23 protein-coding genes and 1 tRNA gene are annotated in these 26076 nt (G+C 65.8%); 14 read left to right on the top strand and 10 right to left on the bottom strand.

The genetic code is table 11. The features are described from left to right. Window positions 1–176: 176 nt before the first annotated feature. The 5 genes from ABH900_RS04205 to ABH900_RS04185 form a co-directional block, all read right to left on the bottom strand. Window positions 177–1109: an RDD family protein gene (locus ABH900_RS04205; RefSeq protein WP_429621600.1), complete on the bottom strand. Its 933-nt coding sequence runs from the start codon at window positions 1107–1109 to the stop codon at window positions 177–179. Window positions 1110–1158: 49 nt separating this feature from the next. Beyond that, window positions 1159–1923: a pilin gene (locus ABH900_RS04200; protein ID WP_429621598.1), complete on the bottom strand. Its 765-nt coding sequence runs from the start codon at window positions 1921–1923 to the stop codon at window positions 1159–1161. Window positions 1924–1962: 39 nt separating this feature from the next. Next, window positions 1963–2436, bottom strand: a complete 474-nt coding sequence (locus tag ABH900_RS04195; RefSeq protein WP_005411195.1) for a DUF494 family protein — start codon at window positions 2434–2436, stop codon at window positions 1963–1965. Between the two features lie 43 nt (window positions 2437–2479). Then, a complete protein-coding gene (dprA, locus tag ABH900_RS04190) occupies window positions 2480–3607 on the bottom strand; it encodes a DNA-processing protein DprA (protein ID WP_429621596.1) in 1128 nt (375 codons plus the stop codon). Window positions 3608–3717: 110 nt separating this feature from the next. After that, window positions 3718–4851, bottom strand: a complete 1134-nt coding sequence (locus tag ABH900_RS04185) for a LysM peptidoglycan-binding domain-containing protein (RefSeq protein ID WP_429621594.1) — start codon at window positions 4849–4851, stop codon at window positions 3718–3720. 126 nt (window positions 4852–4977) lie between these two features. Here ABH900_RS04185 and def point away from each other — a divergent pair, with 126 nt between their 5' ends. From def to ABH900_RS04160, 5 genes are all read left to right on the top strand, one after another. Further along, a complete protein-coding gene (gene def / locus ABH900_RS04180; RefSeq protein ID WP_429621592.1) occupies window positions 4978–5490 on the top strand; it encodes a peptide deformylase in 513 nt (170 codons plus the stop codon). A gap of 120 nt (window positions 5491–5610) precedes the next feature. Further along, window positions 5611–6534: a methionyl-tRNA formyltransferase gene (gene fmt / locus ABH900_RS04175; RefSeq protein ID WP_429621590.1), complete on the top strand. Its 924-nt coding sequence runs from the start codon at window positions 5611–5613 to the stop codon at window positions 6532–6534. A gap of 3 nt (window positions 6535–6537) precedes the next feature. Then, on the top strand, window positions 6538–7869 hold the full coding sequence (gene rsmB / locus ABH900_RS04170) for a 16S rRNA (cytosine(967)-C(5))-methyltransferase RsmB (RefSeq protein ID WP_429621588.1): 1332 nt from the start codon (window positions 6538–6540) through the stop codon (window positions 7867–7869). Between the two features lie 23 nt (window positions 7870–7892). Next, window positions 7893–9602 carry an ArnT family glycosyltransferase gene (locus tag ABH900_RS04165; protein WP_429621586.1) on the top strand — a complete coding sequence of 570 codons (1710 nt, stop codon included), beginning with the start codon at window positions 7893–7895 and terminating at the stop codon, window positions 9600–9602. Between the two features lie 151 nt (window positions 9603–9753). Further along, entirely contained in the window at window positions 9754–11010 is a 1257-nt protein-coding gene (locus ABH900_RS04160) for an O-antigen ligase family protein (protein ID WP_429621982.1), read from the top strand. A gap of 28 nt (window positions 11011–11038) precedes the next feature. On the opposite strand, the gene ABH900_RS04155 is transcribed toward ABH900_RS04160, so the two are convergent. After that, the gene (locus tag ABH900_RS04155) at window positions 11039–11845 is read right to left on the bottom strand and encodes a glycosyltransferase family 2 protein (protein ID WP_429621585.1); all 807 of its coding nucleotides are present in this window, start codon (window positions 11843–11845) and stop codon (window positions 11039–11041) included. Between ABH900_RS04155 and ABH900_RS04150 the strand changes: the two genes are divergently transcribed. Then, window positions 11844–12902, top strand: a complete 1059-nt coding sequence (locus ABH900_RS04150; RefSeq protein WP_429621583.1) for a CDP-glycerol glycerophosphotransferase family protein — start codon at window positions 11844–11846, stop codon at window positions 12900–12902. The genes ABH900_RS04155 and ABH900_RS04150 overlap by 2 nt on opposite strands. 100 nt (window positions 12903–13002) lie before the next feature. On the opposite strand, the gene ABH900_RS04145 is transcribed toward ABH900_RS04150, so the two are convergent. From ABH900_RS04145 to ABH900_RS04130, 4 genes are all read right to left on the bottom strand, one after another. Continuing rightward, window positions 13003–14541, bottom strand: a complete 1539-nt coding sequence (locus ABH900_RS04145) for a PH domain-containing protein (RefSeq protein ID WP_429621581.1) — start codon at window positions 14539–14541, stop codon at window positions 13003–13005. Beyond that, on the bottom strand, window positions 14538–15038 hold the full coding sequence (locus ABH900_RS04140) for a PH domain-containing protein (RefSeq protein ID WP_429621579.1): 501 nt from the start codon (window positions 15036–15038) through the stop codon (window positions 14538–14540). Before ABH900_RS04140 ends, ABH900_RS04145 begins: the two co-directional genes overlap by 4 nt. 75 nt (window positions 15039–15113) lie before the next feature. Beyond that, entirely contained in the window at window positions 15114–16247 is a 1134-nt protein-coding gene (gene ribA / locus ABH900_RS04135) for a GTP cyclohydrolase II RibA (RefSeq protein WP_429621577.1), read from the bottom strand. Between the two features lie 73 nt (window positions 16248–16320). Continuing rightward, the gene (locus tag ABH900_RS04130) at window positions 16321–17241 is read right to left on the bottom strand and encodes a lauroyl acyltransferase (protein WP_429621575.1); all 921 of its coding nucleotides are present in this window, start codon (window positions 17239–17241) and stop codon (window positions 16321–16323) included. A 62-nt stretch (window positions 17242–17303) separates the two neighbouring features. Between ABH900_RS04130 and dtd the strand changes: the two genes are divergently transcribed. The 8 genes from dtd (at window position 17304) to ABH900_RS04090 (ending at window position 25414) form a co-directional block, all read left to right on the top strand. After that, window positions 17304–17744 carry a D-aminoacyl-tRNA deacylase gene (gene dtd, locus ABH900_RS04125; RefSeq protein ID WP_429621573.1) on the top strand — a complete coding sequence of 147 codons (441 nt, stop codon included), beginning with the start codon at window positions 17304–17306 and terminating at the stop codon, window positions 17742–17744. A 90-nt stretch (window positions 17745–17834) separates the two neighbouring features. Then, entirely contained in the window at window positions 17835–19688 is a 1854-nt protein-coding gene (gene rpoD / locus ABH900_RS04120; protein ID WP_429621571.1) for an RNA polymerase sigma factor RpoD, read from the top strand. Window positions 19689–20266: 578 nt separating this feature from the next. Then, entirely contained in the window at window positions 20267–20596 is a 330-nt protein-coding gene (locus tag ABH900_RS04115) for a hypothetical protein (RefSeq protein ID WP_429621569.1), read from the top strand. Between the two features lie 40 nt (window positions 20597–20636). Continuing rightward, window positions 20637–20712: transfer RNA gene (locus tag ABH900_RS04110), tRNA-Ile, on the top strand. A 177-nt stretch (window positions 20713–20889) separates the two neighbouring features. Further along, window positions 20890–22104, top strand: coding sequence for a tyrosine-type recombinase/integrase (locus ABH900_RS04105; RefSeq protein ID WP_010481201.1), 1215 nt, complete (start codon window positions 20890–20892; stop codon window positions 22102–22104). 872 nt (window positions 22105–22976) lie between these two features. Continuing rightward, window positions 22977–23810: a hypothetical protein gene (locus ABH900_RS04100; protein WP_138927592.1), complete on the top strand. Its 834-nt coding sequence runs from the start codon at window positions 22977–22979 to the stop codon at window positions 23808–23810. A 556-nt stretch (window positions 23811–24366) separates the two neighbouring features. After that, complete coding sequence (locus tag ABH900_RS04095) at window positions 24367–24903, top strand: HNH endonuclease signature motif containing protein (RefSeq protein WP_429621566.1); 537 nt, start codon at window positions 24367–24369, stop codon at window positions 24901–24903. Window positions 24904–24934: 31 nt separating this feature from the next. Continuing rightward, window positions 24935–25414, top strand: a complete 480-nt coding sequence (locus ABH900_RS04090; protein WP_429621564.1) for a hypothetical protein — start codon at window positions 24935–24937, stop codon at window positions 25412–25414. Window positions 25415–26076 lie beyond the last annotated feature (662 nt).

Here is a 26076-nt window from a genome sequence, read left to right as displayed (position 1 = left end):
GGTGAGCCGCGGGGGAAGGGCCGCTAGGGTGGAGCAAACGGCCGCATTAGTGAAGCGGCCACGGGCAAATCCATAAACTGAACGCCCGGTAGTGTGCCGGGCGTTCAGGTTTCACCTTATTAGAGGAATCACGCCCGGCCAGTTCGTGTCAAGCAGCCAGGCGTGAGGATGGAGGTTCAGGAGGCCATCTTGGCGATGAAGCCGACTGCGGCCACCAGCAGCACCAGGCCTGCCAGCGACAACAGGCCGGTCAGTACCAGGATCACGATGGTGACCGTGCCCAGCTCGCGGCGCTGCAGGTGCGGCTGGTCGGTGTAGGCCCAGCGGTCGACCACCAGGGTGTCGCAGATCATGTCGTGCAGACCCTGCTTGCGCTCGGTGAACGCGGCCATCAGGAAGCCGATGCCGAGGGTGAAGCTGCTCAGCAGCATGGCCCAGTAGCGACCGAAGGCGCGGCCCTTGGTCAGGCGGTCACCGTTGCTGCGCACGACCTTGATGCCGACCGCCATCTTGCCCAGCGTGGCGCCGCCCTGCGAGGCATGGAACCAGGTGTAGTACGCCACGCCGATCGCCAGGTTGATCAGCGCGCTGACCAGCTGCGCAACAATTTCGATGGAGGTCTCGCCACTGCCCACCGCGCCCATGCTGGCGCCGAGCACCACGCCCAGGATGGCGCCGATGATGCCGCCCGGAATGGCCAGCACGAAGTAGTCGATCATGTAGGCCGCCACACGCTTCCAGAAGCCGGCGTAGACCACTTCGCCGCCCATCACCGGCTGCGCATGGCCGCCGGCACCGGCCGCGGCCGGGGCGCTGTAGGGCGAGCTGCTGAGCGCGCCGGTACCGGGCAGTGGTGCGGTGCCATTGTCGATCGCGGCGTAGTCGCCACGCAGGTCGAAGCCGCCGCTGGCGGTCGACGTGCTGGCATCGGCCAGGGTCTGCAGACCGAGCTCGTCGACCACCTGGCGCAGCGCGGCCCACTGCGCCATGCCCTCGCGCCAGACCAGGGTGTCAAGGTTCAGTTGCCCGCGCTGGAAGCGCTGGCGGATCTCCTGGACCGGCAGCGGGCCCTGGCGTTGCTGTCCTTCGGCGTAATACCACTCGGTCATTGCATGTTCCCTGTTGGGTCGTCCTTGGAGGTTCCGTCGTGCCTGCGGCTCAGCCGCGGCACGACAGCGGCAGGTACTTGTCGTCGCTTTCGCCGCTGCATTCCCAGCGGCCGCTGTCGCGATCGTATTCCAGCCACAGCAGGTCGCCATCAAGAGGCTTGCCGGGCACGGCCAGCGTGGCCTCGATGCCGCAGTGGCCGTTGTTGAAGCGGCCGATGTTCACCGCCGACAGACCGCCCTGGGCGAAGTCGCCGGGGGCCGGGAAGCCGGCATCGTTGGCGCCGGGGCAGCGGCCCTCGTCATCGGCGAAATGCTGCACCTGGGTCTTCAGCGGCTGCAGCGCGTTGACCGCGGTGGCGACCTTGGCGCGCAGTGTGTAGTCGTTGTACGCAGGCAAGGCGATGGCCGCCAGGATGGCCATGACCGGCACCAGTACCAGCAACAGCCCGCCACCGATGATCGCGGTCAGGGCGCAACCGGAAAGCTTCTTCTTCGGCGGCGGCAACACGCCGGCCGATGCCGTGGAGGCATAGGGGGTGGACGGCGGCAGCACCGGCGGCTGCGGCGCAGGCGGTGCCACCGGTTCGGGTTCCGGCTCGTGTTCGGCTTCGATGGTCGGTACGGCAACGTCCAGTGCCGGTACGATCAGGCCGAGCTCATCCACGACTGTACGCAACGGCTGCCATTGCGGCAGGCCGTCGCGCCAGACCAGGGTGTCCAGGGAGATCTGGTTGTTGCGGAACAACTCGACCAACTGTTCCGCCGGCAGCGGGCCTTGCTGCCGGTTGCCTTCTGCATGGAACCACTCGCTCACGGGGACGCTCCTGAATGCGCTATGTCCCCAAGTGTAAGGTCAGTGCAGGGGTTCTGGCTCGTCCATGAACATCTGCGTCTCCATCCAGGCATAGGCCGCTTCGGAGCCGGGCTGGTTGAACAGCACCATCAGCACGACCCATTTAAGGTCGTCCAGGTCCAGCTCGTCCTGATCCAGGGCCATCGCCCGGTCCAGCACCAGTTCACGCTGGTCGGCGTCTAGGATGCCGTGCTGCTCCAGGTACAGCAGGAAACCGCGGCATTCGACGTCCAGCTTGTCCAGCTCGGGGCCGTGATAGACGCGCACGGGGCCATCGACCCGCGCCTGGGCCACGCTCGGCCGCTGTGCGGCCAGGGCATCGAGCCAGTCGAATGCCTTGTTGATCTCGGTGGGACTGAAACCGGCCTGGATCAGGCCGTTCTGTAGCGAGTCGCGGTCACGGATCAGGTCCGCATCTTCGCTGAAATAGTGTTCAAACAGGTACAGCAGTACGTCCAGGATGCTCTCTTTCATTGCCCCTCGGCCTGCGTCGCGCGACGCTGTGGAGGTGAAGAAACTAGGGAGTTCGACAGTAGCGGCCGTGTACGCACACCACGATTCCCGCCAGTTCCATGGCCAGCAGCATGGAGGACACCTGTGACGCCGTCAATCCACAGCGCGTGATCAGTGAATCCATACCGCTTGGGTTGTGGTCCAGGGCCCGCCACAAGCTCTGGTAGTCAGGGTCGTCGGCCCAGCGCGCCGGCAGGAGCGCTGGCGGTGCCTGTTCAGTGGGGGTGGCCAGGCGCGATTGCAAGCCCGGCAACTGCAGGCGAAGAGCAGGGGCAAGCAGCTCCAGCACCTCCTCCGGGCGTTCAACCAGCGCGGCACCTTCACGGATCAGCCGGTGGCAGCCTGCCGCGCGCGGGTTGAGCACCGAGCCGGGCAGCGCACAGACCTCGCGCCCGGCCTCGGCGGCCAGGCGTGCGGTGATCAGCGCCCCCGAGCGCTGTGCGGCCTCGACCACCACGGTGGCCAGCGATAGCCCGGCCACCAGTCGATTGCGCGCCGGGAAGTGGCCGGGGCGTGCCGGCGTGCCCGGCAGGTATTCGCTGAGCACGGCGCCTTCGGCGGCGACGCGCGCCTGCAGCCGGGCATGACTGTCTGGATAGGCCCGGTCGGGGCCGGTACCGATCACCGCCACCGTGCAGCCGCCGGCATCCAGCGTCGCCAGGTGGGCCGCCGCATCGATGCCGGCGGCCAGGCCGCTGGTCACGGCCAGCCCGGCTTCGACGAAGCAGCCGGCAAAGCGTGCGGCCAGTGCGCGCCCGCCCGGCGTTGGTGACCGGCTGCCGACCAGCGCCACGGAGGGGCGCCACGCCAGGCTGGGGTCTCCGGCCACGAACAACGCCAGTGGCGGATTGGGCACTTCCAGCAACGCGGGCGGGAAGGCCGGGTCGGTGCAGGCCAACAGGTGGTGGCGGTCGCCCTCCAGCCAGTGCAGGGCGGACGTCCAGGCGCGGGTATCGGGGCGTTCCAGGGCCGCGCACTGCTCCGGTGTGCAGCCGTGCGCACGCCAGTGGGCGATGCCTTGCGCGATGGCCGCGTCGGCCGATACCGCGCCCTGTAGCAGGGCCCGTCGTGGCGCCAGTGCGCCTCCTGCCATCAACAGGCGCAGCAGCGCCTCATGTGCATGTGTGGTCATTCCCCGACTATCGGCCGCAGACAACAAAGGCGCCCTAGGGCGCCTTCGTGTGTTGATGTCAGAGGAGTCCGAATCGGTGCGGCGATCGGCTGGGCTCTAACGGGTCGACGTTATTTCGCGTCCGGATGCAGCGCGTTGTAACCCACCCTCACCGGCTTCACGCCCTGCATCACCAGCGCGTAGCTGACGTTGTCGAAGGTGCGGAACACCATCGCGTGCGCGGCATATTCGTCCGGCAGCGAGACCCGGCCAGCGCCGGTGTTGAGCGAATCGTCCATGCGTGACGAGGTCGGGTACTTCATCCGGTGTGCGACATGGCGGCCCGGGCGCCACAGCGAGAACACGGTGCCGTTGTCCACGCCCTGCGTGCGGCCTGCCGAGATCGCGATCACATCGCGCGGGCCACCGGCGGTGAACATGTCGGTCACCGCCAGCACGCGCACGTCCACACCTTCGACACCCGCGGCGGGCACGTGGGGCACGAACTGCAGGTCGTACGGCTTGGCTTCGATCGGCACCAGGCGGTCGCCGGCGCGCACTTCACGGCCGCCGACATTCTTGTCCAGTACCAGCGTGGAAGCCTCGACCTGGCCGCCGGGGACCTGGGTGATGGTGCCGGTGGCGACCTGGGCCAGCTCGTAGCCCAGCACGCCACGGCGTGCGTTGGGCGCGTTGTAGGCTTTCCACAGGTTGCCGCTGCCCGGGGTGACGTCGCCGTTGGCGGTCAGGTCCTCGGTTGGCTTGGGCTGGGCATAGCGCACGGTCGGGCGCACCACGGCCCAGCGCTGGCCCACCTGGGCGTCGGCCAGGCGCACATAGACGGTATCGCCGCCGGATACGCGCAGGCGGCTGTCTTCCAGGCCGACCACGTAGGGCAGCTGTTTGACGCTGTCGACAACGCTCAGCTGCTTCAGGAACGGCTCGACTTGCGCCAGCGGAATGGCGTCGATCGGGGCTTCCTGGCGCGGGCCGGGCTTGGACGCCACGGTCACCCGGTCCAGATAGGCCAGGCTCAGCACGTCACCTGGATAGATCAGGTGCGGGTTGGCGATCTGTGGATTGGCTTGCCAGATCTCCGGCCACAGCCAGGGCTTCTGCAGGAAACGTGCGGCAATATCCCACAACGTGTCCCCTTTTCGGACCACATAGGTGTCCGGGTGCCCGCCATTCACTTCCACGGCGGTAGCATAGGCAGCCACGGTCAGCATCGCCGCGGCGACGACCGTACGAAAACGAAGCAACATAGGTGTGAAGCCCTGATTCCCCAACAGGTCAGCGCACTATAGTCCAGAAACCGGGGCGCAAGGCAAGCGTTGGAGCTAGAATCTGCGACGTATGCCGGCGTGCCGGCCCTTTATCCGGAAACAGCCATGGCCCTCCTCCCCATTCTCGAGTTCCCCGATCCGCGCCTGCGCACCAAGGCCGCGTCGATCGACGCCGCCGAAGTCACCACGCCGGTCTTCCAGGAACTGATCGACAACATGTTCCAGACCATGTACGACGCGCCGGGCATCGGCCTGGCCGCCACCCAGGTGGACGTGCACAAGCGCTTCATGGTCATCGACGTCAGTGAAGAAAAGAATGAACCGCATGTGTTCATCAACCCGGAAATCGTCGCCAAGGACGGGGGCCGGGTGTACCAGGAAGGCTGCCTGTCGGTGCCCGGCATCTTTGCCGATGTGACCCGCGCAGACACCATCACCGTGAAGTACCTGGACCGTAACGGCCAGGAACAGCAGATCGAGGCCGGCGAAGTGCTGGCGACCTGCATCCAGCACGAGATGGACCACCTGGACGGCAAGCTGTTCATCGATTACCTGTCGCCGCTCAAGCGCGAGATGGTCCGCAAGAAGCTGGCCAAGCAGCGCAAGCACGTGGCGTGATCGCCCATCCGGGCCGCCCTTTGGGTGGCCCGTGCCTGCGCAGCGCGCGCGGGCTGTACGGCGCCGGCCGACGGCGCCGTTTTCTTTCCTGCACGAATCCATCCTGCAAGTGGGGTAGCCATGAGGATTGTCTTTGCCGGTACGCCGGAATTCGCGGTGTCGTCGCTGCGTGCCGCGGCGCGCCACCACGAGGTCGTGGCCGTCTATACCCAGCCTGACCGCCCGGCCGGCCGTGGCCGTGGCCTGGCGCCGTCGCCGGTGAAGCTGGAGGCCGTGGCCCGTGGCATCCCGGTCTACCAGCCCGAATCGCTGAAGGACGAGAAGGCCCAGCAGCAGCTGCGCGACCTGCAACCGGACCTGATGGTGGTGGTGGCCTATGGCCTGATCCTGCCCAAGGCGGTACTGGCCATTCCGACCCACGGTTGCTGGAACGTGCACGGCTCGCTGTTGCCGCGCTGGCGTGGTGCCGCGCCGATCCAGCGTGCGATCCAGGCCGGCGACGTGAAGACCGGGGTGTGCCTGATGCAGATGGAAGCGGGCCTGGATACCGGCCCGGTGCTGCTGCACCAGGAGCTGCCGATCACTGCCACCGATACCGGTGGCCAGCTGCACGACAAGCTGGCCGAGTTGGGTGCACAGGTGCTGTCCGATGGCCTGGGCCTGCTGCGGGCCGGCATCAAGCCGATCGCACGGCCGCAGCCCGAGCAGGGCGTGACCTACGCGCACAAGCTGGACAAGGCCGAAGCGAAGCTGGACTGGGCGCAGGAAGCCGACGCGCTGGCGCGCACCGTGCGCGCGTTCAATCCGTGGCCGATCGCCGAAGCAACGCTGGCCGGTGAGCGGGTGCGCATCCATGGCGCGGTTGCGCTGGATCTGGCGCACGGGCTGGCGCCGGGTACGGTGCTGGCGGCCGGTCGTGACGGTATCGACATCGCCTGCGGTGAAGGCGCACTGCGCCTGCGTGTGCTGCAGCGTGAAGGCGGCAAGGCGATCACCGCGGCCGACTACCTCAATGCCCGCCGCGACCTGCGCGTGGGGGCATAAGCGGTGTCGAAGCAGAACGATTTCTCCGTTGCCAAGGCCGCGCCAGGCGCGGCTACGCGCATGCTGGCCGCCCGTGTGCTGGCGCAGGTGTTCACCCGTGGCCGTTCGCTGAAGGCGGAACTGGCCTGGGCGCTGCCCAAGCTGGCCGACAGTCGCGACCGTGCCTTGCTGGAAGCACTGTGCTTTGCCGTCCTGCGCCGCCGCAGCACCTATGACGCCGCATTGCTGTCGTGGATGCAGAAACCGCTGTCGGCGCGCGATGCCGACCTGCGCACGCTGCTGATGGTCGGCTTCGCCCAATTGGATGTGCTGGAACTGCCGGCCCATGCGGCGCTGTCGGCTACGGTCGACGCCGCGCGCGCGCTGGGCCGCGAACGCCAGGCCGGTCTGGTCAACGCGATCCTGCGCCGTGCGCAGCGCGAGGGCTTCCCGGAGCAGCCGGCACGCGATGCATTCCCGGAATGGCTGGCCGATGCCCTCGAGCACGATTGGCCGGCCCAGGCCGAGGCGATCTTCGCCGCCAGCCTGCAGCCGGCGCCGCTGTGGCTGCGTGCCAACCAGCAGCACGGTAGCCGTGACAAGGCGCTGGCTGCGTTGGCCGAGGCCGGCATCGTCGCCGAAGCCAGCCCGCTCAGCCCCGACGCGCTGCGCCTGGCCGCGCCCATCGCGGTGAACCAGCTGCCCGGTTTCGCTGATGGTGCGCTGTCGGTGCAGGACCTGTCGGCGCAGTGCGCGGCCGACGCGCTGGCACCGGCGGCTGGTTCGCGCGTTCTGGATGCCTGCGCGGCGCCCGGCGGCAAGTCGGCACACCTGTTGGAACGTGACCCGAGTCTGCGCCTGCTGGCGCTGGACATCGATGCCCGTCGCCTGGCGCGTGCCCGCGACACCTACACGCGTACCGGTGTGGGCGAGGCGGCGCAGACCCTGGTGGCCGACGCCAGTGACCCGGGGGCCTGGTGGGATGGCACGCCGTTCGATGCCATTCTGCTGGACGCGCCCTGCTCGGCCACCGGTGTGATCCGGCGCCAGCCGGACGTGATGTTCCATCGCCGCGCCGAGGACATCGAGGCGCTGGTCGGGGTCCAGGCCCGGCTGCTGGAAGCGTGCTGGTCGATGCTGCGCCCGGGTGGCGTGCTGCTGTACGCCACCTGTTCGATCCTGCGTGCCGAGAACATCGATCAGGTGCAGGCCTTCCTGAAGTGGCACCCGGACGCCGTGGCACAGCCGCTGGGCGACGCGTTCGGCCTTGATTGTGATGGTGTCGCACGCCAGCGACTGCCGGGTGACAACGGTGCTGACGGATTCTTCTACGCGCGTCTGTTAAAAACAGCCTGACCCCCGCTGCCGTTGCGAGTCCCATGCTGAAATCCCGCGCGTCGCGCGAGACGTGGTTGTTCGTGGTGATGGCCCTGCTGGTGCTGGGGGTCGGGCTTGGCCTTCGTGACCCGTGGCCATCGGACGAACCGCGCTTCGCGCTGGTGGCCAAGCAGATGATCGACAGCGGTCACTGGTTGTTCCCGCATCGGGGTACCGAGCTTTACTCGGACAAGCCGCCGATGCTGATGTGGTGGCAGGCCACGCTGTACAGCGTGGTCGGGCACTGGCGCGTGGCGTTCCTGCTGCCGTCGCTGCTGGCGGCATTGGGCACGCTGTGGTGCGTGGTGGACCTGGGCCGCCGCCTGTGGACGCGTCGGGTGGGGTTGCTTGCCGGCTGGGCGCTGCTGTTCGCGATGCAGTTCACCTTCCAGGCGAAGAAGGCGCAGATCGACCCGCTGCTGCTGCTGTTCATCACCCTGGCCAACTACGGCCTGCTGCGCCACCTGCTGCTGGGGCCCGCCTGGCGCTGGTGGTGGCTGGGCTGGTTCTTCGCCGGTATCGGCGTGATCACCAAGGGCGTGGGCCTGCTGGCGCTGCTGATGATCGTGCCGGCGGCGATCGCCGCGGCGCTGCGGTGGCCGCGGGTGGACCTGCACGCACGTGGCGCACGCTTCTGGCTGGCGCCGCTGGCGTTCGTGCTGGCGGTGGCGCTGTGGCTGGCGCCGATGCTGCTGGCCGGCCTGGCCACAGGTTCGGATGAATACCGGGCCTACATGGATGACATCCTGTTCCGGCAGACGGCGCAGCGCTATACGCATTCCTGGGATCACCACCAGCCCGGCTGGTACTTCCTGGCGACGATGCCGCTGATGTGGATCCCGGCGTTCCTGGCGCTGCCATGGGCGATCCCGGCCTGGCGTCGCCGGCTGCATCGCCGTGATGCGCGCTACCTGTTGCCGTTGGCCTGGTGGCTGCTGGTGGTGCTGTTCTTCTCGATTCCTGACGGCAAGCGCGATGTGTACATCCTGCCGGCGCTGCCGATGTTCTGCCTGGCGCTGGCGCCGTTGTTGCCGGGGTTGTTGAGGCGACGCGATGTGCAGGCCGTGGTGGGCCTGTTCACCGGCCTGCTGGCGCTGGGACTGGCAGTGGCTGGTGCACTGGCGGTGCTGGGTGACCCAGGCTTCGAGCTGCGGCTGACCCATGGCCGCGGGCTTGCCCCTGGCGCGGTCGATACGCTGGCCTGGACGATCCTGGCGATGGGCCTGTGGGGTGGGTTGAGCCTGCTGGCCTGCGGGCGCCGCAGGCACCTCGCTCTGGTATCCACCCTGACCGCAGTGTGGGTGCTGTACAGCCTGGTCGGCTATCCACTGCTGAACGATTCCAGTTCCGCCCGCGGGCTGATGCGTGCCGTCAGTGCGCGTATCGGCCCGGATGCCGAGCTGGGGTTGGTGGCATGGAAGGAGCAGCATCTGCTGCTGGCCGATCGCCCGGCGGCAACCTTTGGTTTCCAGACGCCCTGGGACGAGCAGCTATTGGCGGCCACGCGCTGGCAGCGGCTGCTGCCTGAACGCCGTTGGCTGCTGGTCCACGAGGACGCAATGCTGTCGTGCGTCGACCGTGGTCGTTCAGAACTGGCGGGCGTGGCCAACCGGCGGCGCTGGTGGCTGGTGCCGGCGTCGGCGGTGAAGGTGCCCTGTGTGGTCACCCGGGAGGAGCGGGAACGTGAACGGCGTTTGCAGGAACATGACTAGCCGCCACGATGTTCGCTTGTCCAGTCTGCCCAAGCGCGGCCAAAGGCAGTAAAACAGCAGGCTGGGAGCGGCCCCTCCGGCCGATCCCGTTCTTTCCGCAGATTTCAGCGATACTTCCGACGTGCCAGCTTCACCGGACAACCTGAACCTCCTGGCCGGCGACCCGCTGGGTGTTCCCGTCGGTGGGCGCCACCGGGCCGCGCACGCGTTGGCCCAGCTGGGCTTGTTCTGCCTGCCGGCACTGGTGCTGGCCATACCCATCAATCTTCTTCCGTATGGCGTGCTGCTGCTGTTCAGCACCCTGCTGGCGCCGGAGCTGCTATGGCGCGCGCGCGGCATGGCCGGGCAGCCGGTCAAGGTGCTGACCTGGATGATGCTGGCCGTGCTGGTGCTGGGTGTGCTGTCCGTGCTGTTGTTCGAACAGGGGCTGCGCGATGTCGACAACCGCTCGCGGTTCGTGGTGATTCCCTGGATCGCGCTGTGGGTCTGCGCGCTGCGCCCGGATCTTCGGTGGCTCTGGTATGGCGCGCTGACCGGCCTGTTGGCTACGTTCGCGATGTCGCTGTGGCAGGTGCTGGGCGGCGCGCCACGCGCGGAACTGTTCACCAACGCCATCGTGCTGGCCGACATCGTGATGGTGCTGATGGTACTACTGGTGTTCTGCCGCCCCTCGCGGCGCTGGTCGCTGGTGATTGTCGGGATGGCTGCCGGCTGCGGCACCATCGTGCTGACCGGGAGCCGTGGCGTGTTTGCCGCGCTGCTGGCATTGCTGGTGGTGCTGGCGCTGAGCCTGCGCTGGCGGACTGGCGCGGCGCGCCTGTCGGTTCTGGCCGGCATGCTGGCCATCGGCGCCACTCTGGTGCTGTCGGTGCCGGAGCTGCGCCACCAGGTCCGCCTGAGCGAACTGCACAGCGACGTGCAGCGGATGGAACAAGGTGACAGTGATTCCTCCGCCGGTGCCCGGGTGGAGCGCCTGCAGGTGGCCTGGCAGACCTTCCTGGATCACCCGTTGACGGGTGTGGGTATCGGACATTTCGACACGGCGATGCAGCGTGTACCGGTCTGCCGCGAGAATCCGGCTGAGGCGCGTTGCCACCTGGGGCATGCGCACAACGATGTGGCCGAATGGGCGGCCACGCAGGGCCTGCCGGGTGTAGCACTGCTGCTGGCGGTCTATGGCATCCCGCTGTGGCTGTTCGTGCGACTGCACCGACGCAGTGGACGGCCGACCTTCCGCGGGCCGGCCGCCGCCGGCATCATGCTGGTGATCACCTATGCCTTGTGCGGATTGACCCAATCGATGTTCGCCCACCAGATGACGGCCAGCTTCTACGTGACCCTGGTCGGCCTGCTGACCGGCCTGTCGATCGTCGAAGGTGCGCGTCATCGGGCACGCGGCGGCGGCTGATGCCCCACCGCCGGGTCATGCTCGGCGATCAGGTGTTCGGCGGGTCGGCCACTGCCTGGCCGTTGCCCAGCATCCACAGCATGATGGTCTTCTGGCGCACGTAGTTGGCGCGCACATAGGCGTAGACCAGCCCGTGCCAGCCGTCGCGGAATCCGCCGCGGAACAGGAAACCGCGCCAGAACCGCCAGGCCGGCGCCAACACCAGCTTGCCCAGCGTGGCGCGTTTGCCGCGGGCGAACTCGTGCTCGGCCATCATCCGCGCATACTTCTCGGTCTTGGCCAGCTGCTGCTGCAAAGACCGGTAGGGGTAGTGGACCAGGTCGCCGCGCAGGGTGCCGACGGTGCCGTCGACGCTGGCGGCCTCGTGGATCTCGCGCTTGCCACGCCAGCCGCCCTGGCGGCGGTCGAACAGGCGCATGACCCGGTCCGGGTAGGCATTGCCATGGCGCAGGAACCTGCCGAAATACTCCGAGAGGCGCGCGAAGCGGTAGCCAGCATGGCCGGCGAAGCCGCTGTCGCGGGCCTGCTCGATGGCGCTGCGCAGTTCCGCGCTGATGCGCTCATCGGCATCCAGGCACAACACCCAGTCATGGCGGGCCTGCTCGACGCAGAATGCCTTCTGGCTGCGGAAGCCCTCGAACGGACGCTGCAGGACGCGCGCGCCGGCGGCCTCGGCGATGGCCACGGTGGCATCGGTGGAATACGAGTCCACCACGATGATCTCGTCGCAGAAGGCCAGTGAGGCCAGGCAGTCGCCGATGCGGCCGGCCTCGTTGAACGCGATAATGCACGCCGAGATGCGAGGCCGTTCGATGGGAGCGGTCGAGGAGGACATGATGGCCGGGTACCTGTTGTTTGCGACGGAGCGCTATGCGCTGCCTATTCTCGCCCCGTTGGCGCAGGCCTTGCACGCCTCCGGGCAGGAGGTGGCCGCCTGGTTCGAGGATGGCGCGGCTGGCAGCACCCTGCCGGGGGTGCCCAACCTCGGCCTGAAACAGGCCCTGGCGATGCGTCCTCGCGCGGTGTTCAGTGCTGCCAACTGGGTGCCGACCTTCCTGTCCGGGGCCAAGGTGCAGCTGTTCCATGGCTTCAACGTGGAAAAGCGGGACAGTGCCCGCGGTCACTTCCGGGTACGTGGCATGTTCGACCTGTACTGCACGCAGGGGCCGGCCACGACCGCGCCGTTCCGTCAGATTGCCGCACTGCAGGGCCATTTCGCGGTGGCCGAGACCGGCTGGCCGAAGCTGGACCCGCTGTTCCGCGATGATGGTGGCGAGAGCGCTGCACTGCGGGCTGCGGCGGGTGGGCGTCCGGTGATCCTGTTCGGTTCGACCTTTACCGAACGCCTGAGCGCGGCGCCGCACCTGCATTCGCAGATTGCTGCCGACATCGCCGCCGGCGACCGTTACTGGCTGCTGACCCTGCATCCGAAGTGCCCGCCGGAACTGTTCGAGCGCTATCGCGCGCTGGCAGGGAGCAATGCGCGCTTCATCGAGCCGGAGCAGGTGATGGCTGCGCAGCGCTCCGCCGATGTGCTGGTGTCGGACACCTCGTCGATCGTTTCGGAGTTCATCGTCCAGCACAAGCCGGTGGTGACCTTCCGCAACCGCGTGCCGAAGCCGCACATGATCGACTTCGACGACCCGGCGCAGTTGCCGGCAATGCTGCAGCGCGCGCTGCACCCGGAGGCTGCGCTGCAGGCGGAGATCGTGCGCTATGCCGATGCCATCCACCCGTACCGTGATGGCCTGTCCAGCGAGCGGGTGATCACGGCCACCGAGGATTTCCTGTCCGGCGAGATGGGCGCGCTGCGGCGCAAGCCGTTCGGCAGCTGGATGCGCGACCTGCAGATCCGCAAGGACCTGGGGTATTGGGGGCCATCGCAGCGCTGATCGGGGGATGTAGCGCCGAGCCCATGCTCGGCTGTGGCAAGCCGAGCATGGGCTCGGCGCTACAGTAGATCCACGCCATGCGTGGATGCACGACCCCGATTCACCAGCGCAGCTTGCGCCCGGCCAGTGCCGTGGCCAGCTGCTCCATCACCTGCTGCGCCTGCGTCCGCGGCAGGTAGCGCAGGGTCAGTGCGACGTCACCGTGTGCGCCAGCGGTGTCCAGCTGCAGACTGCTGGTGCCGAGCAGCTTGTCCAGCGGTGAGCGCTGCAGCCGCAGCCCCTGCACCTTGTCCAGTTCGGCCCAGCGCCACCAGCGCTTCCACCAGCCGCCGCGCACGGCCACGTAGTGGTCATCCAGGAACCAGCCCATGCGCGCCATCTGCCGATGCGCGACCAGCAGCGCCACCGGCAGCCAGGCCAGCACGATCAGGCCCCACGGTCCCCAACGCCAATACGCGGCCGCGGCCAGCAGCGGCACCAGCAGCAGCGTGCCCAGGCACAGCCGCCACCTGCCGCGCTGGGGGATGGCCTCCCACTGCGCGGGCGGCCACTGCAGCTGCGGCAGCAGGTACTGCACCAGCTGTTCGCACTGCACTGCCGGGGCCAGCGGCGCCAGTTCACGCAGGGCGCGGTCCTCGTCGCGCGAGGGCCCACCGGCGGCACTGTCGATGCGCAGCTGGCGCAGGCCGAACCAGCGGTGCAGGGTGCTCTCGCGCAAGGTCCACGCCTGGATGCGGCGGCGCGCAACGCTGCTGCGGGTGCGGCTGAGCAGGCCGGCCGATACGGTCAGGCGGCGGTCCTGTTCGCTGAGGGTGAAGCCGTGATAGCGCAACAGGGTCAGCACCACCGACAGTGCGCGCAGCGCCAGCCAGCCCAGCAGCAGGGCTGCGGCCAGCAACAGGAAGGCGCCCGTCACGCCGGGATGCAGATGGCTGGCAAAGCCAAAAACCTCGCGTCCCCCACGCTGGATCGCATCGTCCATCACCGGCCGCGGCACGGTCTGGAACAGCACGCCAAAGGCGGCAATCGCCAATGCCCAGCCGCGGTTGGAGAGCAGCCCCATGCGCACCACGTCCCAGCTCGACAGGTGCAGCAGTACGTGTTCGGCGTCGGTCTCGGTGATCGAGGCGGTAGCGACGGCGCCGACCGCCTGCGGCGCCTGCCCGCGCTGGCGCACCAGTCGCTCCAGTGCCAGCGCCTGGTCCAGTTTCAGCACGCGCATCTCTGCTTCGGGGCGTACGCCACCGGCGGACTCCAGGCGCAGCTCGGCCACTCCGAACATGCGATGCAGCGGGTTCTGCCTGACCTCCACGTTGTGGATGCGGGCGAATGGAATCTCGCGACGATTGCGCGCCAGCAGGCCACTGCGCACCGTGATCGCATCATTGCCGATGCGGTAGCGGTAGCTGAGGTACTGCAGCACCGACACCAGCACCAGCACGGCAATCGCCGACAACGGAATCAGCTGCGCCCACATCGGATCACGGTCGCCGCGCTGGCCGAATACCAGCAGCGCCACCAGTGGCAGGAAATAGTGGCGCAGCTGCATCAGCAGTACGAACAGCCACGACCACGGGTGCAGGCGATGGTCCTCGCCACCGGCAGGCAGCGATGCAGGCAGGGGCGGCGGCAGGCTCACAGGGCGTCGGCGTCCTGGTCGAGCTGATGGGACAGGGTGTCGCGCAGGCGCTCGGCATCGGCCTCATCCAGCCCGCTCACGGTCACCGCGCTCATGCGGGTGCCGGCAGTGTGCACGATCAGCGTAGCCAGGCCGGCGCGGCGTTCCAGCGGACCGCGGCGCAGGTCAAGATGTTGGACGCGCGAAACGGGAATGCGCGTTTCCAGCTGCCACATCAGGTCGCGGCGCAGGCCCAGACCCTGCGCATCCAGCCGCCAGCGGGTGCGGGTCAAACGCCGATGGCCGAGCCATGCTCCGAAGGCGGTACCGATCAGCAGGCCGAGGGCGGCGGTCCACAGGCTGCCGGGCAGATCGAAGAACCAACTCGCTGCGGCCAGCGGCAGGCCGGGTACGAACAGGCCACCGAACGCGCCCTCCAGTGCGGCCAGGCGGGCGGCGCGTTGCGGCAGCGATTGCCAGGCTTCGGCGGGCGGGGTGGCAAGGACGTCTTCGGTCACGCGGGCTCCGTCAGGTGGCAGGGCGGGCGATGGCGGCCGTGGCCGCACCGCGCCGACGGTAGCAGGTCGGCTGCGTTACTGCGCAGCCTGGATCAGTGCGTCGACATCCAGCATGTGGCCTGCGCGATCGGCCTTGGTGCGCAGGTAGTGCTCGTTCTCGGCGGTGATCTCGCCGGTGACCGGAATGCAGTCCAGCACTTCGATGCCGGCATTGCGCAGGCGCTGTGCCTTGGTCGGGTTGTTGCTGAGCAGGGCCACGCGGCTGATGCCCAGGCCGTGCAGCATCGCCACCGCGCTGCCGTAGCGGCGCTCGTCGGCACCGAAGCCCAGCTGCGCATCGGCATCGATGGTGTCCAGGCCGTCGTGCTGGTAGCCGTAGGCGCGCATCTTGGCGGCAATGCCGGTGCCGCGGCCCTCCTGGTCCAGGTACAACAGCACGCCGCCGCCCAGCTCCTTGAGCTTGCGCAGCCCGCGTCGCAGCTGGTCGCCGCAGTCGCATTTGAGTGAACCGAACAGATCGCCGGTCAGGCACGAGGAATGCACGCGTACCGGAACCACCGACGACAGGTCCGGCTCGCCAACAATGATCGCCACCTGGTCGCGCTGGGCCACGCCACCACGGAACACCGCGAAGGTGGTCATGCCGACATCGCGCAGCGGCACCGGTGAACGCGCGACCAGTTCGTAGTCGTGCGCGGCGTGTGCCGCACCCTCGGCCAGATCGCACAGTGCCACCTCGGCCGCGCCGTCGAACGTGCTGTCACCGGCCTCAAGGCGCACTGCAACCATCGCCGGCAGCAGCAGGCCCAGACGGGCCAGTTCCACCGCGCCGGCATCGAAGGCGTCACCGGCGGTCCAACCCTCCGGCATCGGGCCCGGCTCGCGCAGATAACCCAGCGAGGGCAGGGTATCGAAGGCGACGTCCGCCAGCGGCAGACGTGCGCCCTGCGCGGCTTCCACGCCGAGTACGCGGGCGCGGGTGGCGGTCAGGAACAGGTAGTGGCGCTGGCGTGCGGCGCTGGCGAAGGCCGCGAAACTGCTGGCGGTGGCGCTGTCCAGCGCGATCACCGCCAGGCGCTGGCCCTGGCCATCGTGGAGCAGCACCGGGCGACCGGCACGCAGTTCGGCCACCGCACGTTCGCAGCGGATCGCGGCGGGGTCGCCGAACAGGGAAGAAGCAGACATGGCAGGACCGGGGGAGGCGGACATCGCAGTCTCTATGGGGGCGCCGGCGTCGTAATCAACGTGCTGCGGCGGTCGGTCGCAGGCGACCGGGCCGCCCTCAGTGCGGATGTTCCTCGGTGGCGTACGGGTCGTCCTCGCCGCTGCCGGGGGGGCGCAACGTATAGCGTTTGTAAGTCCACTGGTACTGCGACGGGTCGCGCCGCGCGATGCGCTCGATGCCGGCATTGAGCGCGGTGGCGGCCACCAGCGGGTCCGGGTCGGCCACGGCGGGATCGGTCGGCTCGATGTGCAGGGCGAACTCCATGTCCGGCCCGATGCGCTCGCACCAGCCGTACAGCACAGTGGCGCCGGTACGCTCGGCCAGGCGGTTGACCAGGGTCATGGTCAGCGCCTGTACGCCGAAGAAGGGCACGAACACGCCGTCGCCGGCCTTGGGCTGCTGGTCGGGGAGGATGCCGGTGGCGCCGCCCTCCTTGAGTACCTTGAACAGCTGGCGCACCGCCGGGCCCTCGGCGCGTACCTGCTGCACGTTCTGGCCGCCCCGCACCAACTGCAGGAAGGCGTCGCCGGCCTCGTCCTCCGGTGGCTTGTAGACGATGGCGATCTGCCCGCGCGAGGCCAGCCACTGGTTCAGCAGCTCCCAGTTGCCGAAGTGCGGGGCCGCCACGATCACACCCTTGCCGCTGGCCAGGGCCGCGTCGTACAGAGCCTCACCATGACGCTGCTTTAGGTGCAGGCGCAGGTTGTCGGCGGGGTCCTGGCTCCACAGGCGCAGGGTCTCGATGGCCTGCAGCGCGGTGGAGCGCAGCAGCTCGCGGTGCAGGTGGTCGCGTGCGGCGCCCTCCAGCTGCGGGTAGGCCAGCTCCAGGTTGCGGCGGGTGACGCGGCTCTCACGGGCATTGAGACGGACCCAGGCCCAGGCCAGGGCGTGCGCGACCCCCCGCAGCAGCGGCCAGGGCAGGCGGGCGAACAGGGTGGTGGCGCGGTAGGCCAGCCGGGCTTTGCGGTGCGGATTCATCGGCGCCAGTTTAGCCAAGGGCGCTGCTATCGTGGCTGGCCCTGTTCAATTGGAAGCTCGCGATGCTCGTCCTGATCCAGCGTGTCAGCCAGGCCGCCGTCCATGTTGACGAGGTGGCGGTGGGGCAGATCGGCCCCGGTCTGCTGGCCCTGGTCGGCATGGAGCCGGGCGACACCGAGGCACAGCTGCGGCGCATGGCCGAGCGCCTTCTGGGCTACCGGGTGTTCGCCGACGAGGCCGGGAAGATGAACCGGTCGCTGCGCGACACCGGCGGCGGCCTGCTGCTGGTCAGCCAGTTCACCCTGGCAGCGGATACCCGCTCGGGAATGCGGCCCAGCTTCACCACCGCCGCACCGCCGGACGAGGCTGAACGCGGGTTCAATCGATTTGTCGAGATCTGCCGCGAACATCACGCACCAGGGGTGGAAACCGGCCGCTTTGGTGCCCATATGGTCGTCAGCCTGGTCAATGACGGTCCCGTGACCTTCCTTCTCAGGCCCTGAGCCTGCGGGACCACCGCCCGGCAGGCAGGGCCCCGGGCTGGTATAATGCTACGTTCCCTATTTCTCCCCAGCCGGTGGCGCGAGCACTACATGGCCAACGAACGTCCTGCCCAATCCGAAATCAAGCAACTGATCAGCAAGGGCCTGGAACAGGGCTACCTGACCTACGCCGAAGTCAATGACCATCTGCCGGACGACATGGTCGACCCGGAACAGATCGAAGACATCATCGGCATGATCAACGGCATGGGCATTGATGTCCATGAAGTTGCGCCGGATGTGGAAACCCTGCTTCTCAACGACGGCAACACGGGCAACCGTGAGGTCGACGACACGGCGGCTGAAGAAGCGGCCGCCGCGCTGAGCGCGCTCGACACCGAAGGTGGCCGTACCACCGACCCGGTGCGCATGTACATGCGCGAAATGGGTACCGTCGAGCTGCTGACCCGCGAAGGCGAAATCGCCATCGCCAAGCGCATCGAGGAAGGCCTTTCGCAGGTGCAGGCCGCACTGGGCCAGTTCCCGGTCTCGGTCGAGTCGCTGCTGACCGATTATGAAGCCCACAAGGAAGGCAAGAAGCGCCTGGCCGAAGTGATTGTCGGCTTCAACGATCTGGCCGACGAAGTGCCTGCGCCGGCCGCCGTTGCCGCTGATGACAGCGACGATGCCGATGCCGACGAGGACGAGGACGAGGAAGATGATGTCGAGGGTGGCGAGGAAGAAGCCGCTCCGACCGGTCCGGACCCGGAGGAGGTCGCCGCGCGCATGCAGGCGCTGAGCGATGCCTTCAACGCCTTCAAGAAGGCGGCGACCAAGGGCGACAAGAAGAACCTGGGCCGCCTGCGCGAAGAGATGTCGGCGGTGTTCGTCACCCTGAAGCTGCCGCTGCCGCTGACCGACGTGCTGACCAAGCAGCTGCGCGACACCATGGCGTCGATCAAGGCCCATGAGCGCCGCGTGCTGAACCTGGCGACCGTCACCGCCCGCATGCCGCGCAAGGACTTCATCCGTTCCTGGGAAGGCAACCAGACCAACCTGGAGTGGGTGGAAGACGCACTGAAGCGCAAGCAGAAGTGGTCTTCGGCCCTGCGCGAAGTGAAGGACCAGATCGTCGCCGAACAGCAGGCGACGATCGACATCGAGAAGCTGACCCAGCTGGAACTGGACGACCTGAAGGAAATCAGTCGTGCCATGGCCTATGGCGAAGCCAAGGCGCGCAAGGCCAAGAAGGAAATGGTCGAGGCCAACCTGCGCCTGGTGATCTCGATCGCCAAGAAGTACACCAACCGTGGCCTGCAGTTCCTCGACCTGATCCAGGAAGGCAACATCGGCCTGATGAAGGCCGTGGACAAGTTCGAGTACCGTCGCGGTTACAAGTTCTCGACCTATGCCACCTGGTGGATCCGCCAGGCGATCACCCGCTCGATTGCCGACCAGGCACGCACCATCCGTATTCCGGTGCACATGATCGAGACGATCAACAAGTTGAACCGCATTTCCCGCCAGATGCTCCAGCAGTACGGCCGCGAGGCCACGCCGGAGGAGCTGGCCAAGGAAATGGACATGCCGGAAGACAAGATCCGCAAGGTGATGAAGATCGCCAAGGAGCCGATCTCGATGGAAACCCCGATCGGCGACGACGAGGATTCCCATCTGGGCGACTTCATCGAGGACACCAACGTGGAGTCCCCGATCGAGAACACCACCAACATCAACTTGTCTGAAACCGTGCGCGACGTGCTGGCCGGCCTCACCCCGAGGGAAGCCAAGGTGCTGCGCATGCGCTTCGGCATCGACATGAACACCGACCACACGCTGGAAGAAGTCGGCAAGCAGTTCGACGTGACCCGCGAGCGCATCCGCCAGATCGAAGCGAAGGCCCTGCGCAAGCTGCGTCACCCGAGCCGTTCGGAGCAGCTGCGCAGCTTCCTGGATATTGATTGATATCTGGCGGTTGTTGAAGCGTTGAGAGAAACCCCGCCTGGTGCGGGGTTTTTCTTTGGTGGGTGCCTGTGCTTTGCCCGCGCTTCTGTAGAGCCGAGCCATGCTCGGCTGCTGTTCGCGATGACGTATCCGGAAGATCTTCTCAACGAGTGTCGGTTGCTTGCCGCACCTTGTGACGCAACTGGCCTGAGGATTGTTGAGGACTGCGCTGCAGAGGAGGAGACCATCCAGCGGAAATCCCAAGTGGCTCAATGCTGTGAGCTTCCTGCTGTGTGTGATTGGCATGGGCCATGTCGCATTCGCCAATTGAAGCCACTACCTTCTTTTCCACACAGTCCTCCGCAGGTGCTCAACACACCGTCGTAGGCGGACTGTCTGCCGCAATAGCAGACAATCCAAGGTCAAGCCGCATCACTCGCCACCCTGGTGGGTCAGAGGGTCATTGACCGGGTGGCGCGCAGCCATACAAGACTCCGCAAGGGGAAAAGCTGCGGGCGGCCCTACGACCGTGTTGAAGCACCCGGTCGCCTCTCTCAACAAGAGGCGCAACAGGTTCGACGAATCGTAGGAGAGTGAGCATGGAGCTGATGGAGTTTGACGGTGGGTGCGGCAGGGATGAATCGGATACGCGTAGCTGTGACTTCCCACCGCTGTTGGACTGGGAAGATGTGAAGCGCGATGAGCACGAGGACCCACTGGGATTCGCCCGGCGAGCAACGATTGCGTTGCTGACGCAGTCGGGTACCGGACTGCTGGCGGGCTTCAGCGGCGGCAACCAGAAGGGGCTGGAAGAGGCCAGAAGGACGGTGGCGCTGTTCCAGGCCTACCTGCGGCGGCAGGCGTGGTTTGCGGACGCAGCGGAGAGGCGGTTGAGGCGTGTTTCCGAGGCTCTTGCTGCTGCCGGGTAGCCGATCAAGCGCGGGCTCCACTACACTGTGGTGCTGCGCCGGGCCTATAGCTCAACGGTTAGAGCAGGGGACTCATAATCCCTTGGTTCCAGGTTCGAATCCTGGTGGGCCCACCACATTGACGTCCAGCGAAGTCCGGGGATGTCCAAGAGTGCTAGCGGGATGGGGCTTTTAGGCTGCTTGACCGTCCATCGGCATCCGTTGGCATCCACTTGCATCCGCAAAAAAAGTGAGTCAGGCTGTGAGTCGAGGGTAGGTAATTCCCGACCCCGACTCACTGGCGGATGACTCACATGCTCACCGACACCAAAGTTCGCACACTTAAGCCCAAGGCAGCGGCCTACCGGATCGCTGACTCAAATGGGCTATGCATTGAGGTGCGTCCAACGGGGTCGAAGGCTTGGCGGTACCGCTATAGGTACGCCGGTAGGGCGAGCATCGTCACCCTCGACGAGTACCCCTCAATGTCGCTGCAGGCTGCTCGCGTCGAACGTGACCGTCTACGTGCGCTGCTGCGCGGCGGAGCCAATCCCGCTCAGGTGGCGAGGGCTGAGAAGGCAGCACAAGGAGAACGGGCCGCGAACACCTTTGGCGCCATCGGCCTGGAGTTGCTCGCCAAGCGAACAAAGGAAGGCCTTTCCCCTGGATCCGTTGTGCGCGAGCGTCGGCTGATCGAGAAGGATCTGGCTGGATTGGCGGATCTGCCTGTTGGGGACATCACTGCGCCGGTTCTGCTAGCTGCGCTTAGGAAGCTGGAACAGCGAGGCGTAGTCGAGACTGCACATCGGGCTAGAGCCCACGCCGGCCGAATCTTCCGCTACGCCATCGCTACGGGTCGTGCTGATCGGAATCCCGCTCAGGACCTCACAGGAGCGCTTGAGCAGCCTCAGACCAAGCACTTTGCCAGCGTGACCGACCCTGCCGTTATAGGCAGCCTTCTGCGCGCGCTGTGGGGCTACCAAGGGGCATTGGTCACACAGGCCGCGCTAAAGCTAGCCCCGATGCTATTTGTCCGTCCCGGGGAGTTGAGGCAGGCGAAGTGGGCCGACATCGACCTCGATGCGGCGGAGTGGCGCTACGTCACCAGCAAGACCAAGACTCCGCACATCGTTCCGCTCTCGAGCCAAGCCGTGGAAGTGCTTAGGGACCTGTACCCCTATACCAAGCGCAGCGAGTTCGTGTTTCCAGGGGTCCGTAGTGCCCAAAAGCCCATGAGCGAGAACACGCTGAACGCGGCGCTGCGGAATCTTGGATTCGACTCAGACACGATGGTGGGCCATGGCTTCCGAGCGATGGCAAGAACGGTGCTGGATGAAGTGCTTGGCTATCGCCCGGACTACATCGAGCATCAGTTGGCGCACGCCGTGAAGGACCCTCTTGGGCGTGCCTACAACCGAGCGACCCACCTGCCGGAGCGCAGGAAGATGATGCAGGCCTGGTCCGACTACCTTGACCAATTGCGGGTTGCAGAACCGAACGTGTTGGCCTTCACAGCCAAGCGCGCCTGACCGCCAGAGAAAGGCCTTTAAGGAGGGCCGGTCAAAGAAGCAAAGTCGCATAAACAAAGCGGCCGAGAAAGGGGCTGGAACCCCTAGCTCGGCCTACCACCACCGACTACTGGAGAGTCGATCATGGATAGCGTGAGTATAAGTGCTGCGTCCGAGAGAGCGCATAAAGATCCCAGCGGCCGTGAGCCGGCCATTCAGGCCCGCGACCCGATTGACGAACTCTTGGCAATGGGGGTGGCTCCCCGCTTGCTCATCTCTCATCAACTCGTTTGCATGGACTGGCTGGCCGTGCACCGTCGAGACAGGTTCTGCCTGTGCTACTACGACAGCGCAGGCGCAGTCGTAACGGAAATGATGGGCGCCGATCAGCTGCTCACTCGTGCACAGGAGATCGGTTGGCGGCCTGTCGAGGACCCGATGGGACCTGGTGCGGGTTGCCACCTATTCGAAGAGGCTTCGTACAATCTTCGGCGAGGCACTCACTGGTATGCGAATGCTCACGATGACACTGACGAAATGCTTCCCCTTGGCTTTCCTGAGGTCGCGCTGATAGCGGGACGAGAGCGTCAGCGTCGGCGCGACGCGGCAGCGGATAGACGCTTCAAGCGCACACAGCAGGAGGCTGCCAAGCGGGCGCGGGAGAAGGCAAGGCGAAGTCTCGAGAGGCTTGCGGAAGACCTGCTGCGTAATCCACCTGCTGACGGCCCCGAACTTAGATCATTGGCCCAGGCGAGACGCGCGGCCCGTAAGCTCATAGAAGACACTATCGCTAGCCTGAACAGCATTCGGTAGGATACCGGCGCGAGATTCTTCCGAATTGGTCAGTAATAGTCGAGCATCTGGCAATTCGGGAGTTGGCCCTGGAGAAGCAAATGACTGCTAAAGATCCATTCGATTTTCTGGACGCCAGCCCTGTCGAGTTCTTCGATGAAGGATCGTGGGACGACAGCAACTTGCTGACTCGACACTACGATCCTGATCTGGCCTTTGGCGCGGTGAAGACGTTGATCGAGGGTGCGAGGAAGGCGCTGGCTGGGGTTCCCTCTGAAGGAGTTCGTCCGATTCTTCGTTTCGGGGATATCCTGCTACAAGCTGGCGCATGCGAGGGTCTACTGAGGAACGAGCGCGATGAGACCTTGGAATGGACCCGAGAAGTAGCCTTAAAGGTGAGTCACCTTGATCTTCTCCCCCTAATCTTGGAACCCCTGAGAAGGAATTCGTTCCTTCTTCAGGACTCCGAATTGGGCTTCGAGCCCTTCGAAGTGACTCCTGAAAGATTTTGTGCTGCTTATGTCCTGAGGGCAACGTTCTCTGCGCTCGATTTCGGTTATACCGCTGGGCTGGATGATCTCCCGATCTGCTATCTGATGCAGGCATCGGCGGTCTACGGCTATCTAACTGTACTCGCCAGTGAGCCAGCTGATCCTGTCCGTCAGATCGTGGTCAACGACGCGAAGACCCAAAGCGCTCGCTCAATGGCCTGCAATCGATGGTCGAAAGACCCACATCGCGTGATGTGGGCATCCATCTTTTCTGAGTGGTCTCGATGGCGGGGTGACCGAAGCACCATGCCAAAGCCTTCAGATTTCCGGAGAGCCATGCAGCTTCGATTCCCCGATCTTGTCGATGGGACTCTAAAGAACAAGATGTCGCTTTGGGAGCGCCAGTTCCGTAACGATGCAAGCACAGTGTCACGCTACCCGTAGTGTGACCATTTAGCTAAACGGATAATCATAAATAGCTTCACCCGCCGCGCTAGCGGCCACACGGTGCAGCTAATGGATACACATGGACATCGGGATTTCCGGCCCTTCATTCCGGAATGCGCGAAGGTAGGAATTGGCCGATCTAAGGCTTATGAGCTGGCAAAGGCCGGTCTGCTTGAGACAGTCAGCATCGGCACACGTCGATTCGTCTACCTCGATAGCCTTTACACGCTACCCGCACGGCTCGCTGCGGCCTCCACGGAGGTCGCGGCGTGAACGGGTTCAATTTTTCCTGCCTTAATCGGGAGCAGTCGAGTCTTCTCGATGCCGCTGGGTGGACGGCTGGCTGCGCTCGTCCAGCCCCTACGCGGCGCGCCGTCAGGGAACTGGTAGAGCGTGGGCTCATAGAGGCTTACCCCGCCACGCATGAGGACGACCACGGATCGTACAAGGTGGTCGAGTACTACGTCCCGCAAGACGTTCAGCGCGCCTGGCAGACCTTGAACGCCTCAAGGGAGCAGGAGATTGAGTCAGAGGACCGGGAGGAGGGGCAGCTATGACGGAGCAGGCTATTGGTCAGCTTGTGCCACACGCCTCATCTGGCCTCCTTGTCAGCCTTTCCACCGGACGAATCTTTGACCCGGATGGACTAGAAGTAGGGATCCAGACTTCGGACACCTATGTGAGGGTGATACGGCGCCAGTCAGAGGCCCGTACCCCCGTGACTTGGTACGCGCACCGACTGGTATGGGAAGCCGCGAACGGACCCATCCCTGAAGGCATGCAGATCGATCATCTCGACTCCGACGCGGGTAACAACGCGCTGTCCAACCTAGACTTGGTGACCCCCCAGGAGAACCGCGCTAGGCAGGCTAAGAACAGTTTGGCGATGTACGGCTGCAGATCACCGTACTGCAAATTGACGCCTGACCAAGTCAGCGCAATACGCGATAGCGCAGAGAGCATTCCGTCAAAGGTATGGGTCAAGCGGCTCGGGATATCTCTCCGCACGGTGAACCAAGTTCGTAGCGGACAGACCTGGGCGCACCTCCCTGGCTCGCGCGCCGCGAAGGCACGTCGCAAGAAGCCCTAGTCGGGCTCATACCTATGCCCTTGGGGGGTGTATGCACAGCACAAGTGAGGGCCGCGCGCAGCGGTCTCCAGAGGGCGGCGCCCGCTATGGGCAGGCGTTACCCAAGAAGAACACTGAAAGGCGACGGCAGAAGCTCGTGGGGCGGTCGAAGGGCGCGCCATTCCTGATGCTTGAGCACAGGATTTCCGACTCGCCGGAGTTTGGTCAACTGTCCGGTAATGCCGTCAAGCTGTTGCTGGAGCTGGCCCGCCAATACCGACCAGGCAAGAACGGCGATTTGAGCATCCCGTGGTCGATGCTGTCCCTGAGGGGATGGAGAAGCAAGGCGACGGTTCAAGCAGCGAAGCTCGAGCTTCTCGTTGCCGGCTGGATCATCGAGACGAGGAAGGGGGGCAAGAACATGTGCAGCCTTTTCGCGCTGACCTACTACCCCGTCGATGAGTCTCCCAAGCACCTCGAGCCAGCTACGACCGTCGCGCCCCATTTGTGGAGGACTCAGCGCGATGGCTAGTCGCTATGTGGGCCAACTAGGTCGCTATGTGGGCCAACTGCAGAGGGCGTTAGCCCACATACAGACCTATGAGGTCGCTATCTGGGCCAGTCGAGTGGTTATCCACACCTCTTCGAGGTCGCTATGTGTACTCCCTTTTAGATATCTACCAAGCGGAGCGCGTTCTTCGTTGCTTCCAATGCTCCTGAAGCCTTGCTCTAGGGAGGGCGCCCCTTGAGCGGTCGAGCACAGTTCAAAGCTAGCCTAAAGCAGGTACGAGCATCGGAAATTCCAGGGCTGTCAAAGCCCTGGCTGGAAGGATCGATTAACGTGGACCGAGCTTCCAAGGCGCTTGCCGCTGCGTTCGGGTGCGGGCCATGCATGTCGCTGCCAACGCAAGCGACTTGGGTGGAGGTTCTGGCTGATGAAGACGGCTCAGTTGATCCAGCGGGGCTAGCCATTCACACCAGGGGGCGAGTAGTTCAGGACGCTCGGGGATATCTGCCCAAAAGTACCCGGGCACGCACCGCCGCTCTACGCTCCTTCAGAGCTGAAGACCGGCAAGCAGCTGAGGACTTCGATCAAGTTGCGAACATGCGTGCGGACGCGTGCGCCACGCGTGTTCGACGCGTGCGGCGCTGGGAGAACCACCGTTTTGCCGGAGCGTTGGTCATCCCAACTGT

It is taken from the genome of Stenotrophomonas sp. AN71 (assembly GCF_050435725.1).
Taxonomy (GTDB): Bacteria; Pseudomonadota; Gammaproteobacteria; order Xanthomonadales; family Xanthomonadaceae; genus Stenotrophomonas.
The sequence above is the reverse complement of the archived record's forward strand: the minus strand, read 5'-3'. Positions and strand labels throughout refer to the sequence as shown.

What these genes read in the sequence shown, in the direction of transcription:
- ABH900_RS04205 (WP_429621600.1), bottom strand. Translation starts at nt 1,109, where the DNA reads ATGACCGAGTGGTATTACGCCGAAGGACAGCAACGCCAGGGCCCGCTG.
- ABH900_RS04195 (WP_005411195.1), bottom strand. Translation starts at nt 2,436, where the DNA reads ATGAAAGAGAGCATCCTGGACGTACTGCTGTACCTGTTTGAACACTAT.
- dprA (WP_429621596.1), bottom strand. Translation starts at nt 3,607, where the DNA reads ATGACCACACATGCACATGAGGCGCTGCTGCGCCTGTTGATGGCAGGA.
- ABH900_RS04185 (WP_429621594.1), bottom strand. Translation starts at nt 4,851, where the DNA reads ATGTTGCTTCGTTTTCGTACGGTCGTCGCCGCGGCGATGCTGACCGTG.
- def (WP_429621592.1), top strand. Translation starts at nt 4,978, where the DNA reads ATGGCCCTCCTCCCCATTCTCGAGTTCCCCGATCCGCGCCTGCGCACC.
- fmt (WP_429621590.1), top strand. Translation starts at nt 5,611, where the DNA reads ATGAGGATTGTCTTTGCCGGTACGCCGGAATTCGCGGTGTCGTCGCTG.
- ABH900_RS04165 (WP_429621586.1), top strand. Translation starts at nt 7,893, where the DNA reads ATGCTGAAATCCCGCGCGTCGCGCGAGACGTGGTTGTTCGTGGTGATG.
- ABH900_RS04150 (WP_429621583.1), top strand. Translation starts at nt 11,844, where the DNA reads ATGATGGCCGGGTACCTGTTGTTTGCGACGGAGCGCTATGCGCTGCCT.
- ABH900_RS04155 (WP_429621585.1), bottom strand. Translation starts at nt 11,845, where the DNA reads ATGTCCTCCTCGACCGCTCCCATCGAACGGCCTCGCATCTCGGCGTGC.
- ribA (WP_429621577.1), bottom strand. Translation starts at nt 16,247, where the DNA reads ATGTCCGCCTCCCCCGGTCCTGCCATGTCTGCTTCTTCCCTGTTCGGC.
- ABH900_RS04130 (WP_429621575.1), bottom strand. Translation starts at nt 17,241, where the DNA reads ATGAATCCGCACCGCAAAGCCCGGCTGGCCTACCGCGCCACCACCCTG.
- dtd (WP_429621573.1), top strand. Translation starts at nt 17,304, where the DNA reads ATGCTCGTCCTGATCCAGCGTGTCAGCCAGGCCGCCGTCCATGTTGAC.
- rpoD (WP_429621571.1), top strand. Translation starts at nt 17,835, where the DNA reads ATGGCCAACGAACGTCCTGCCCAATCCGAAATCAAGCAACTGATCAGC.
- ABH900_RS04115 (WP_429621569.1), top strand. Translation starts at nt 20,267, where the DNA reads ATGGAGCTGATGGAGTTTGACGGTGGGTGCGGCAGGGATGAATCGGAT.
- ABH900_RS04105 (WP_010481201.1), top strand. Translation starts at nt 20,890, where the DNA reads ATGCTCACCGACACCAAAGTTCGCACACTTAAGCCCAAGGCAGCGGCC.
- ABH900_RS04100 (WP_138927592.1), top strand. Translation starts at nt 22,977, where the DNA reads ATGACTGCTAAAGATCCATTCGATTTTCTGGACGCCAGCCCTGTCGAG.
- ABH900_RS04095 (WP_429621566.1), top strand. Translation starts at nt 24,367, where the DNA reads ATGACGGAGCAGGCTATTGGTCAGCTTGTGCCACACGCCTCATCTGGC.
- ABH900_RS04090 (WP_429621564.1), top strand. Translation starts at nt 24,935, where the DNA reads ATGCACAGCACAAGTGAGGGCCGCGCGCAGCGGTCTCCAGAGGGCGGC.